The 11,884-nt window shown below is 32.2% G+C and carries 11 protein-coding genes; all 11 read left to right on the top strand.

Annotation, left to right across the window (positions count from 1 at the left end):
• Nucleotides 1-127 precede the first annotated feature (127 nt).
• The 11 genes from AC1VS3_RS01740 to AC1VS3_RS01690 all read left to right on the top strand — a co-directional run bounded on the left by AC1VS3_RS01740 (nucleotide 128) and on the right by AC1VS3_RS01690 (nucleotide 11,371).
• Nucleotides 128-934, top strand: a complete 807-nt coding sequence (locus AC1VS3_RS01740) for a LytTR family transcriptional regulator (RefSeq protein ID WP_008691000.1) — start codon at nucleotides 128-130, stop codon at nucleotides 932-934.
• Between the two features lie 386 nt (nucleotides 935-1,320).
• Entirely contained in the window at nucleotides 1,321-2,802 is a 1,482-nt protein-coding gene (gene lysS, locus AC1VS3_RS01735; RefSeq protein WP_008691001.1) for a lysine--tRNA ligase, read from the top strand.
• 421 nt (nucleotides 2,803-3,223) lie between these two features.
• Complete coding sequence (locus AC1VS3_RS01730) at nucleotides 3,224-4,297, top strand: PDDEXK nuclease domain-containing protein (protein WP_017144524.1); 1,074 nt, start codon at nucleotides 3,224-3,226, stop codon at nucleotides 4,295-4,297.
• A gap of 398 nt (nucleotides 4,298-4,695) precedes the next feature.
• Nucleotides 4,696-5,463 (top strand): nitroreductase family protein, encoded by a 768-nt coding sequence (locus tag AC1VS3_RS01725; RefSeq protein ID WP_008691013.1) that lies wholly within the window; start codon nucleotides 4,696-4,698, stop codon nucleotides 5,461-5,463.
• Nucleotides 5,464-5,526: 63 nt separating this feature from the next.
• Nucleotides 5,527-5,793, top strand: coding sequence for a hypothetical protein (locus AC1VS3_RS01720; protein WP_008691014.1), 267 nt, complete (start codon nucleotides 5,527-5,529; stop codon nucleotides 5,791-5,793).
• 246 nt (nucleotides 5,794-6,039) lie between these two features.
• Complete coding sequence (locus AC1VS3_RS01715; RefSeq protein WP_008691015.1) at nucleotides 6,040-7,185, top strand: ankyrin repeat domain-containing protein; 1,146 nt, start codon at nucleotides 6,040-6,042, stop codon at nucleotides 7,183-7,185.
• Nucleotides 7,186-7,709: 524 nt separating this feature from the next.
• Entirely contained in the window at nucleotides 7,710-8,117 is a 408-nt protein-coding gene (locus AC1VS3_RS01710; RefSeq protein ID WP_008691017.1) for a helix-turn-helix transcriptional regulator, read from the top strand.
• A gap of 13 nt (nucleotides 8,118-8,130) precedes the next feature.
• Nucleotides 8,131-8,457 (top strand): hypothetical protein, encoded by a 327-nt coding sequence (locus tag AC1VS3_RS01705; RefSeq protein ID WP_008691018.1) that lies wholly within the window; start codon nucleotides 8,131-8,133, stop codon nucleotides 8,455-8,457.
• Nucleotides 8,458-8,998: 541 nt separating this feature from the next.
• A complete protein-coding gene (locus AC1VS3_RS01700) occupies nucleotides 8,999-9,655 on the top strand; it encodes a hypothetical protein (RefSeq protein WP_008691020.1) in 657 nt (218 codons plus the stop codon).
• A 57-nt stretch (nucleotides 9,656-9,712) separates the two neighbouring features.
• Nucleotides 9,713-10,459 carry an N-acetyltransferase gene (locus tag AC1VS3_RS01695; protein ID WP_008691022.1) on the top strand — a complete coding sequence of 249 codons (747 nt, stop codon included), beginning with the start codon at nucleotides 9,713-9,715 and terminating at the stop codon, nucleotides 10,457-10,459.
• A gap of 351 nt (nucleotides 10,460-10,810) precedes the next feature.
• On the top strand, nucleotides 10,811-11,371 hold the full coding sequence (locus tag AC1VS3_RS01690; RefSeq protein WP_008691024.1) for a YdeI/OmpD-associated family protein: 561 nt from the start codon (nucleotides 10,811-10,813) through the stop codon (nucleotides 11,369-11,371).
• Nucleotides 11,372-11,884 lie beyond the last annotated feature (513 nt).

Below are 11,884 nucleotides of genomic sequence, written 5' to 3'. Positions count from 1 at the left end.
TTTATTTGATCTTTCATCTTTATATCATATAATTATCACATAATAATTAAGAAATTTTCCCTTGGAATTGCTTGTTGTTTTGTGACGTACCTGTTATAATGACATTATAATTTGAAGGAGGATGCGTATGCCAAGAACAATGTATAAAGAAGAAACGATCATTCAAAAAACACAGGAAGTCGTTCGCGGCTTTTATGATAGAGATATCATAAAAACAACGCATCTAATGAGTGATGACTTTATGTATATCGGGCCTAATGATTTTCAATGGTCCAAAGGATCTGATGAATTCAAACGAATAACGGAGAAAGAATTGCATGAACCAGCTGCCATAGTATCCGATGAAGAATATCATCTTTTGTTTCATGAACGCGGTGTTTGGGTTGTTTATGGTCGCTATAAGATCATGGCGGCATTAGAGGATGATAACAGTATCTATGCACATGTTCGTTGCACGTTTATCTGGAAACTGATAAAAGGGGAACTATCACTTGTACACATCCATAGCTCACATGCACAGGATATTCCTTTAAGTCAAGCGGGTTTAATAGAAGAACCATTTACGGAGGATACAGAATTCTTTGCTTATTTAAAACAATTGGCATTGATGAATACCAATCTAAAACGCCTTTCTTTCCGAGATAGAGAAAAACATTATCGTTATTTATTGCCTTCTGAGATTTTATATTTAAAAGCAGCGGGACAATGTACTATAGTGTATACAAAAAATGAAAGCTTTGAAGTTTGGGGATTGTTAGCTGATTTTGAAAAGAAATTACCGGAGGTGTTCCATCGTATTCATAAAAGCTATTTGGTAAATTGTATGCAAATTGACAGTATTCAAAGATATCGGGCGAAATTGAAATATTCTGCCACAGAATTACCAATATCGAAAGAACGGTATATGGAATTGAAACGTTATCTCCAAAGATAGATTATATACATCGTCTATTTAATATCATCCACATTACGTATTGCAAATGCTTTGGATTGGTATTGTTTAGGCGTTTTTCATCGAAAATCATTTGACAAACAAATGCATTCTCTATATAATCATAAACGTAATAGGCGATGAAGAGAGAGTAGGTTATTGAGTAACTGACAGAGAGTCCCGCTAAGCTGGAAAGGGATAGTGATACAATAGCTGAAATAAAGACTTGGAGCCTTCCAACAGGACGTTACATCTGCGTTAAAGATGGACTTAAAGAAAGTCACTAAGGTCAGTTAGGGAAACCGGCTGATAAATTAGGGTGGTACCACGATGTTAACTCTCGTCCCTATGCGGAAGAGAGTTTTTTTAATGGATAAGGAGCGTAAAAAATGGAAAAGTTAACGGAACAGGAAAAAATTCGTCGACAAAAAATGGAAGAACTCAAAGAAATGGGTATTGAGCCATTTGGACAAGCGTATGAAAGAACACACAAAAGTGGACAGATTCGTGCAGAATATGAAGGCTGTACAAAGGAAGAGCTAGAAGAAAAGAATGTGACGGTAAAAGTTGCCGGTCGTATCATGACAAAGCGCAGACAAGGAAAAGCCGGTTTTATGCACATTCAAGATATTGATGGACAAATTCAGATTTATGTACGTAAGGATGTTATTGGCGAAGAAGCTTACGAAGTATTCAAGAAATCAGATTTAGGTGATATTGTTGGTATTGAGGGTAAAGTCATGAAAACCAATCATGGCGAGCTTTCTGTTAAGGCGGAAGTGTATACTCATCTAACAAAAGCATTGCGTCCATTACCTGAAAAGTTCCACGGTCTTCAGGATAAGGAAGAACGATTCAGAAGACGTTATGTTGACTTGATTATGAATGAGGAAAGCAAGCGCATTGCCGTAACACGACCAAGAATCATCCGTGCGATTCAGCGTTACTTAGATGGTAAAGGGTTGATGGAAGTGGAAACACCGGTATTGCAGCCAATTTTAGGTGGAGCAGCCGCAAGACCATTCATTACACATCACAATACTTTAGATATGCCTTTCTATTTGCGTATCGCAACAGAATTACCATTAAAGCGATTGATTGTCGGTGGTTTAGAGGGTGTATATGAAATTGGCCGTTTATTCCGTAATGAAGGAATGGACGCAACACATAATCCAGAATTTACAACAGTGGAGGCTTATGTTGCTTACTCTGATTTGAATGGTATGATGGATTTGATTGAAGGTTTATTTGATTATGTCGCAAATGAGGTATTAGGCACAACCGAGATTACTTATAATGAAAAAGCTATTTCTTTAAAAGCACCTTTCAAACGTTTGCATATGGTAGATGCAATCAAAGAAGCTTGTGGTGTAGATTTCTGGAAAGAAATGAGCTTTGAGGAAGCTTGTGAGATTGCGAAGGAACATGATATTGAAGTAGAAAAGAAGCATAACAGTGTTGGTCACATCATCAACTTATTCTTTGAGAAATATGTTGAAGAAACATTGATTCAGCCTACTTACATCTATGGACATCCAACATCAATTTCTCCATTAGCAAAGAAGAATGCACAGGATCCACGTTTTGCGGATCGTTATGAATTGTTCATTGATGGACATGAATATGCGAATGCTTTCTCTGAGTTGAATGATCCAATTGATCAAAGAGAGCGTTTTGAAAATCAGTTAAAGCTGCGTGATCTTGGGGATGATGAAGCGAATGAAATGGATACGGATTATGTAGAGGCGTTGGAATATGGGTTGCCTCCTACAGGCGGTGTTGGTTTGGGTATTGACCGCTTTGTGATGTTGCTGACTGGGCAGACAACGATCCGTGAGGTGTTGTTGTTCCCACATATGAAGAATAAGTAAGAGTTCGTACAACTACCATACACATAGCATACAACGCTAAAAAGCCGATAACGAAAGGGTTTTTGGCATCATACAGGTAGCATATAAACGCATATAAAAAGCGAAGATTTTTTGCATAAAAACACGATTTTTCCGTGAAAAGTCGTAAAAAAGTCGTGAGAATGGCCAGTTATCATTATGTATAATTGGTCATTTTTATTTGAAATTAAGATTAATTTCTAGTGCTGTGGTATTAAAAATGTCATCGTGCTATAATAAGAAATATAGGTAAATTCGAATTTTTTAGGAATGAAAAGTATGAGTGAATACACATGTGAAAAAGTGTCTTTTAATATAAAACTAAAACACAAGCGTGTTGATATACTCTATTGAGAGATGTATTCGGAGTACGTAAATAACTAAAGAAAGGTTGATGAGAAAAATGGATAATAATTTAATGGATATTAATCAACTTATTAAAGCAGAAAAGACAGAAGATATTGTATCAGATTTAAAAAACATAATTGAATTATCTCAGAAACAGGCATACCAAGCGATCAATACTGCTTTAGTTTATAGAAATTGGTTGATAGGTTATAGAATAGCAGAAGAAGAACTAAAAGGTGAAGATCGTGCTGAATATGGGACAACACTTATTAGAAAATTATCAAAAGAACTTACAAATGAGTATGGTAAAGGATACACAAAAACAAATCTTTATAGTTTTTATTCTTTTTATAAAATGTATCCAAACATTTTCCACTCAGTGAGTGGAAAATCTGTTCCATTACTTAGTTGGACTCATTATCGTACTTTAATACAAGTAAAAGATGAAAAAGCACGTAACTGGTATGAAAAAGAAGCTGCTCAACAAGCTTGGAATGTTAGAACCTTACAACGTAATATTGCATCACAATACTATTACCGTTTACTTAAATCGCAAGTAAAGGATCCAGTAGTTGAAGAGATGAAACAATTAACAACAAAATATCAATATGACAAGTTAGAATTTATTAAGAATCCAGTGATTGCGGAATTTTTATCTTTACCAACTAATACTTCATTTACAGAAACAGAGCTAGAAACAAGTATTATTAGTAACTTGCAAAAATTCTTAATGGAACTAGGAAAAGGATATGCTTTTGTTGCACGGCAACAACATATCCATACGGAAAAACAAGATTATTTTATTGATTTGGTCTTCTATAATTATTATTTAAAATGTTTTGTGTTAGTCGATTTGAAAACAGAAAAAGTAACGCATCAAGATGTAGGGCAAATGGATATGTATGTAAGAATGTATGATGAATTAAAACGAACAGAAAGTGATAATCCAACCATTGGCATTATCTTATGTTTAGAAACAGATGAAGATATTGCACGTTATTCAATATTGAAAGGTAATGAACAATTATTTGCAAGCAAATACAAGTTGTATTTACCATCCGATGAAGAATTAAGAGCAGAAATTGAATCACAGAAAACAATATTTGAATTACAAAATAATGAAAAGTAATAAGTATCTTGCGAGGTTATATTTATGTAGAGATCAATAAATAATACTATTATTCCAGTAACGATTTTCACGTGTAAATAAAGTTATAATTTTACGCACTAATGACTAACTTCTGTTATTTCCTTGTTGCATTACTCATAATTACATACAACTGCATACAGATAAAATATACATGATAGATAGAAGCATATAAAAGACGTAGATTTTCCGTGAAAAGTCGTAAAAAGTCGTGAAAAAGTCGTGAGAATGACCAGTTATCGTAATGATAGTTGGTCATTTTTTTGAAAATGAGTTTGATTTCTTGTGATGTGGTGTAAAAAATGATAATATGCTAAAATAAGATATAGCTATCATCTACACTTATATAGTACGAAATAAGAATTTGTGAGGACAAGGTTATGAACTTAAACAAAGAATTATACAGTATAATTTTTAAAAGGAAATCGTTTCATTTATTTAGAAATATTGGAAATGATTCTATATCTGCAAATGACATTGAGAATATCAAAGAAATATATAAGACACTTATCCCGCTATGTCCCGATATAAAAACAGCAATTAAAATTGTTCCTGCGAATGAAACTACTTGTAAACGTGGTCAACAGTTCTGCATTTTGCTATACAGTGAAAAGAGAGATAATTATTTGCAGAATATTGGGTATTTAGGCGAGCAATTAGATTTATACCTTGTTTCACAAAACATTGGAACACTATGGTTTGGAATTGGAAAGACGAATGAACCGTCATATGATGGTCTTGATTTTATCATAATGATTGCAATATCAAAAGTAGATGATGAAAGAAAATTCCGCAAAGATATGTTCAAGAGCAAACGAAAGTCTATGGATGAAATTTGGTTGGGAGAACCACTTGGGGGAATATCTGATATTGTTAGATTTGCCCCCAGTGCTTGCAATACACAGCCCTGGTTAGTAGAACATACTGATACCCTTTTAAATGTTTATAGGTATAAAAAGCAAGGTAAGCGAGGAATAATGCCTGCTGATAAAGTGTCTTTCTATAATCAAATTGATATTGGAATTTTCTTATACTTTCTTGATTTATGCTTGCAACATAAAGATATAAAGTATGAAGTACAATTATACACAGACAATGGGGCAGATGAAGAAAAAACATTAAACGCGGTTTATAAAATACTTTCATAATTCCCGTTATAAGATGTCATAATAAAGGCAATGAAAGACATATTTGATTTTGAGGAGTTTATGATGACAGAATTATTTGATGTATTTCCATATATAGAAAACGATAAAGTAATTATAAGAAAAATGGACATGAACGATGTTGCAGCATTGCCAGAGATTAGCAATAACGACAATGTTTATAAGTACATATCACCGTTTTTATATAAGGAAAGTAATAAAATGTTAGAGACTGCGATTAAAAATTTAGGTGGAAGAGATTTTGAGAAGAAAAAGCTAATAATTTCTAATGATGGAATATTTAGCAAGCAAAATTGGAATTACAACACTTAACGCATTTGTATAGAAAAATGTAGATAATTTGAATATCCGATAATTTCCAGTTTGTAAAGCGAATCTGAAGTATGACGCGATGTCATGCTTTTTTTGGATTGTCTAGTGTAACTCAAATAAAAAGATATTTCAAGAATAGACTTTTTAAAGGTAATAAGTCTATAATGTAAGAAAGTATGAAAGAAGATACAACAATACCAATAACAAGGCAAATAGGTAAATTAGAAGTTGATGAGGAGGTTTTGTATGGGGTTGTTTGATAGGTTTAAAAAGAAAAATTCAGAAAAAGATGTAGTTAAGAAAAAGCAATCAGCAGAAAAAACAAATAAAATTAAAAGTGGTACAAAAAGAAAAACTTTAGTTAAAGATTTTGATGAAATTTTTGAAAGAGGAAACGAAGAAGAAATAAAAGCAATATTTGAAAAATGCGATATCAATGCATATGGTGGGTACGATAAAACGAATGCCCTTTCTTTTAAACTTTCTGAAAATATAATGAAATGGCTTGTTGAACAAGGGGCAGATATTGATTATAAAGACACTTATCATAATACACCGCTCCACCACCAAGTGATAAATCCAAACGGAAATCCTGAATTTTTAATTCGATTAGGTGCCAATATAGAAGCTGTCAATTCAAGAAATGAAACACCATTATTTTATGCTACACAATACTTTCGTCTCAATCATCTAAAAACCTTAGTTGAAGCAGGAGCGAATATAAATGCTAAAAATGATATGAATCAAACACCATTACTAAAAGCAATGGCTGTTGCAAAAAATGCGAATATCCCTGATTTGGTTATAATGATAAAGTATTTAATAGATAAAGGTGCGAAGTTAAGCGGCGAAGAGCAAAAACAAGTAGAAAGAATCGGAACTGATTTTGAATGGTTTAGAGATCGTATAAATAAAGATTATATCGATGAAATAGAAAGCAGTTTAAAAGAATTATATAAAATTTTTAATGTGATGCCAATTCCCAAAAGAGTCGTATATGATGGAAAATCAAAAATTAAGGTCAAAGCTAAAAAGTGGGAAGATCAGCATGAAGAACTATGGCAACTACTTGTTCCATCATGTGGACATGCTTCAACGTTACAAGGAGAAGTGATTAGAATTTCAGGTAAATTATCACAGGAAATACTTGATAATGGTAAGATGAATTGGGATAAAGAGTATCTACAAATGGTCCAAGCATTATTGGGGTATTTAAGTCAAGGTAATCAATTGACAGAAAGTGAAAATAATGAATTTATAAATATCATCAACAAAATCAAACAAAATCATGCTTGGAATGATGAATTAAGTAGATTAAGCGAATTATGTGTAAAATGGGTGTTATTGAATACAGAACCTATACAATTAGGTAAAGCAGAGTATAAACGCTAAAAATCCAGTTTGTGTTAAGTATTCAACTTTGAATAACGTTTGTTTGTCTTGTATTAAATTAGATGACATAATAAAAAAGCCATGTGTAATATATGAATTAAAGAGTATAAAATGCCTTATCAAGTCGTGAAAATGATAAATCCGAACGCAAAAGAGGATATGGAGTTTTTACAGGAAGTATTAAAAAAGTACGATTTAGATAATGCGGATGAGTAGTCTTTTTCCTCTTTGCAGAAGATACAGTAAACAAAAAGCCCGATCAAGAGTGCAAAGCACCACTTCTGAAGAAGTGGTAGGCACTCGACAGGACTTTTTCTTTTCTATCTTTGATACTCAAGAGGACTATAGGAATATTTTTGAAAATTTATAATTTTGTAATAAGCAATATTTAGTATTAATCCAGTCTTTTGACACTAGATAATGCATGTAAAAAAATTTTGACACAGATATTTTGTGTATTCCAAACATTTTTGATAGACAGCAAAGCATAGAAGTGGGATAGTAACTGCGAAAGGAATGGTGTTATGAAAATAGGTGTAAAGTTAAAAGAAGCAAGGTTGCAAGCAGGTTTGACACAAGAAAATGTTGCTGAGGAAATTCAAGTTACACGTCAAACAATTTCAAATTGGGAAACTGAAAAATCTTTTCCGGATATTGTTAGTGTAATTAAATTAAGCACCTTATACAACATCAGCCTTGATAAACTGTTGAAGGGGGATGAGGAAATGATAGAGCATTTAGAAAAGAGTACCAATATCGTAAAAAGCAATCAAAAATTGATAATAGCGATTATTGCAAATGTGATGATGATAATTGCTTTTATACTATTCAATGGGCTAATAATTAGCAATCAATACTTGATTATGGGCGGTTCTGCTCTTGGTATCATTGGTACTTGCTATTTATTTTATCAGATAATTAGAAAAATCTAAGGAGGAAAGTAAAATGATAGTAGTAGCTTCGATTATGGTTTTTATGGTTTTGCTCGGTGCTTTTACTTTAATGTATCAGATTTTCAGGTTAGTAGTTCTCGATGCAGAAAGCAGAGGAATGAAACACCCTACATTTTGGGGAATATTCTCACTAAGTGGCAATAATGGCGGTGGTGGGCTTATATTATATTTATTGGGAAGAAACAGATTTCCGGCTAATATGACAGAAACTACAAAAGAATCATTCGATTCTCGAAAAAGGAAAGCTGGATTGTCTTTGTGCTTCATAGCAATAGGTACAATCGCCTTGATTTTTATTGCTTTATTTGGAAATCTTTAATTAGCAAACAAAATAAGAAAAATTAAAATCAATTTATTTGGCTCATACAAGTATCATGTCTTGTGCGAGCTTTTTCTTTCTCTCTTTTTCGCATTTCCAAAAGGTATAAATGGTACTCCGTTTATATTCCAAATTTGCGGAAAGAGGGTGAGAGACAGATGAAGATATTGCACGTTATTCAATATTAAGAGATAATGAGCAATTGTTTCAAGTAAATACAAATTGTGTTTACCGCCCGATGAAGAATTAAGAGCAGAAATCAAATCACAGAAAGCAATATAGAGGTTATATTTAGGGAGATATTAATAAATTTCCAGAATACTTTTATGAATTAAGATTGAAACACAATAACTAATAAAGGATTATTTGAAGGGAAGTTCAATCAAAAATGCCCATTGACTATTTTCTCATATGAAGAACAAGTAAAATTGCACCCTTTACAAAGCGTGGATTTTTCAATAGCAGAAAAAAATGACAACGCTTATAACAGCATGATATAATGCAGATAAAGAAAAATTTGAATTTAGAGGGATAATTGATTATGAATAAGGTATGGTCAGAACTGAATAAAATAATGCAAGCGCAAATCAAAAAGAAAGATACCTATGAAGCAGGCATTGCTACACTATTTGATTTGCGAAATCAGTTAATGGAATGCTTAACATCCTTTCATAAGGAATTGAGTAGAAAAGATTTTGACGCAATTCCGTTTATAAACACAGACGGTTATCATAGTAAAACGATTGCATATTCAATTTGGCATATTTTCCGAATTGAAGATATAGTTGCTCATACATTGATAAATGAGAGCGAGCAAGTTTTTTTTGCGGGAAACTATCAAGAACGTATCAATTCACCTATAATTACAACAGGAAATGAACTGGTAAAAGAGCAGATTGCAGATTTTTCAAAACAGCTTAACTTGAAAGAACTTTATTCATATATATCTGAGGTAAAGGATAGCACTGAGAAGATAATCAATAGTTTATCTTATGATGAATTGAAAAAGAAAATATCAGAAGAAAGAAAAAAACAGTTAAAATTATTGAATGTTGTAAGTAAGGATGAAAATGCAAGTTGGCTCATTGATTATTGGTGCGGTAAAGATATTCGTGGGCTAATACAAATGCCATTTTCAAGACATTGGATTATGCACATAGAAGCAAGTTTGCGTATAAAAAATAAGATACATTCATAAGCACAAATCGCCGTTTTTAGAACTAAGAAAATTGGAAATTAGAAATGAGGTGTTTTTATGGAATATCTTAGAGTAACTAATGAGAATATAGACAAAGAGCATATATGCTGTGCTATTTCAAATAACAATGATATTCAGGTATCATCAAAAAAGGCTTGGTTACAAGAACGATTTGATGAAGGCCTAATTTTTCTAAAGAGTGTAGCACGAGGAAAGTGTTTTGTTGAGTATATTCCTGCTGAAAACGCTTGGAACCCAATTGTTGCAGATGATTTTATGTATATTAACTGTCTTTGGGTAGCTGGATCATTCAAGGGGCACGGATACTCAACAGACTTATTAAATGCGTGTATTGAAGATAGTAAAATCAAAGGAAAAAAAGGGGTATGTATTCTATCTTCCAAAAAGAAAAAACTCTTTTTAGCTGATCCTAAATTTTTAAAATACAAAGGTTTTACCGTTTGTGATGAAGCAGATAATGGTATTCAATTATGGTGTTTATCATTTGACAGCAATGCTTCTTTACCTAAATTCAAAGAGTGTGCGAAACACCCTCACATTGATGAAATGGGATATGTTTTATATTATACCTGTCAATGTCCATTTAACGCAAAATATGTCCCTATTGTAGAAGAAGTCGCAAAAGAAAAGGGCGTACAGTTTAAAGCTATTCATTTGCAAAGCAAAGAACAAGCACAAAGTGCACCTACGCCGATTACAACGTATGCTCTGTTCTATAATGGGAAATATTTAACTAATGAACAGATGAATGATAAGAGATTTTTAAAGTTGTTGGCAAAATAAATTCCGTTTATCTTATTAGTGAACCCTTAAAAAGGGTGATATAATGGCAGATTTTAAGTATCAGGGTTAATCTATTTATGATGAAGAATACGGGCAGGGAGAACCACTTATTTTCTTACATGGCAATACGGCTTTCTCTAAAATGTCTGGACTTCTTTTGCCGTTGTACATAGATAAATTCAGAATAGGATAGTTGATATTAGCTGTCCTGTTTTACGTTTAAAATGATGGATTTTATAAATATTTGGTAAAAATAGTGCTAATTTCTGGTGATGTGGTATTAAAAATATCATCGTGTTATAATGAGGCATATAGGTAAATTTGAATTCTTGAAAATGAGGAGAATATGTGATGAAAGACGTATTAGAATTTGCTAATAGAGATGAATTTAGAAAATGGTTATCTTATAATTGCTTATCAAACGAGGGCGTTTGGATTTTATTTAGAAAATCAGGAGAACCAAAAACAATAAAGGCAAATGAAGCACTTGAAGAAGCATTATGTTTTGGGTGGATTGATGGACAAATGCAAAGACTTGATGATAAAACTTATAAAAAATATTTTTCAATGCGTAGGCAAAAAAGTAAGTGGTCGGAAAAAAATAAAGCATTAGCAGAAAGCCTTGAAGAAAGAGGTCTTATGACTGAATATGGCAGAAATAAAATGGAAGAAGCTAAAAATAATGGACAATGGAATGCACCAAAAGCTCTTGAAATAACAGAAAAACATATATTAGAAGTATTGAATGTTCTAAAAGAATATGAACTTGCTTATAAAAATTTTCAATCAATGTCTCCATCAGTTAAGAAAACTTATACGAAAGCCTATTTTGATGCTAAGACGGATAAAGGTAGAAAAAAGAGAATTGATTGGATGGTAGATAGACTTAATAAAAATTTGAAACCAATGTAGCAAATTGAAAATACCAGTTTGTTTGTAACTTCGGTAAACTACCATTATTTTCTCATTGATTTTTTATAATCGCATACAACTGCATACAGGTAAAATTTACCCACAAGATAGACGTAAATAAAAGATAGACTTTCTGTAAAAATTGTGAAAGTGGCGAGTTATGGTAATACAAAATTGGTCATTTTTCTATCTGAAATTAAAGTTTAATTTCTAGTGATGTGGTATTAAAAATTCCAGAATGTTATTAAAAAATATCAATTTTGAATGTGCTTGAGTCCCAGTTGGAATTGCACAGCCCACATAATTTCAAATTTTATAATCAGACATCGGCTTGTCCGATTTTTATATTAAAATTTTTAAACCTGGAATAAATCTTTCCTATTGTATAAGAGGTAATAGTAAATAAAATTATTAGAGAAAGATAATTATAATATTATATGAGAAATTTTTTACAATAAAGTATCCTACTGTTACTAAGGAACCGGTAATAGTTGCTGGAACAAAGAAGATATT

This window comes from Longicatena sp., assembly GCF_982403165.1.
This window is presented reverse-complemented; position numbering and strand designations above follow the sequence as displayed.

What these genes read in the sequence shown, in the direction of transcription:
- AC1VS3_RS01740 (WP_008691000.1), top strand. Translation starts at nt 128, where the DNA reads ATGCCAAGAACAATGTATAAAGAAGAAACGATCATTCAAAAAACACAG.
- lysS (WP_008691001.1), top strand. Translation starts at nt 1,321, where the DNA reads ATGGAAAAGTTAACGGAACAGGAAAAAATTCGTCGACAAAAAATGGAA.
- AC1VS3_RS01730 (WP_017144524.1), top strand. Translation starts at nt 3,224, where the DNA reads ATGGATAATAATTTAATGGATATTAATCAACTTATTAAAGCAGAAAAG.
- AC1VS3_RS01725 (WP_008691013.1), top strand. Translation starts at nt 4,696, where the DNA reads ATGAACTTAAACAAAGAATTATACAGTATAATTTTTAAAAGGAAATCG.
- AC1VS3_RS01720 (WP_008691014.1), top strand. Translation starts at nt 5,527, where the DNA reads ATGACAGAATTATTTGATGTATTTCCATATATAGAAAACGATAAAGTA.
- AC1VS3_RS01715 (WP_008691015.1), top strand. Translation starts at nt 6,040, where the DNA reads ATGGGGTTGTTTGATAGGTTTAAAAAGAAAAATTCAGAAAAAGATGTA.
- AC1VS3_RS01710 (WP_008691017.1), top strand. Translation starts at nt 7,710, where the DNA reads ATGAAAATAGGTGTAAAGTTAAAAGAAGCAAGGTTGCAAGCAGGTTTG.
- AC1VS3_RS01705 (WP_008691018.1), top strand. Translation starts at nt 8,131, where the DNA reads ATGATAGTAGTAGCTTCGATTATGGTTTTTATGGTTTTGCTCGGTGCT.
- AC1VS3_RS01700 (WP_008691020.1), top strand. Translation starts at nt 8,999, where the DNA reads ATGAATAAGGTATGGTCAGAACTGAATAAAATAATGCAAGCGCAAATC.
- AC1VS3_RS01695 (WP_008691022.1), top strand. Translation starts at nt 9,713, where the DNA reads ATGGAATATCTTAGAGTAACTAATGAGAATATAGACAAAGAGCATATA.
- AC1VS3_RS01690 (WP_008691024.1), top strand. Translation starts at nt 10,811, where the DNA reads ATGAAAGACGTATTAGAATTTGCTAATAGAGATGAATTTAGAAAATGG.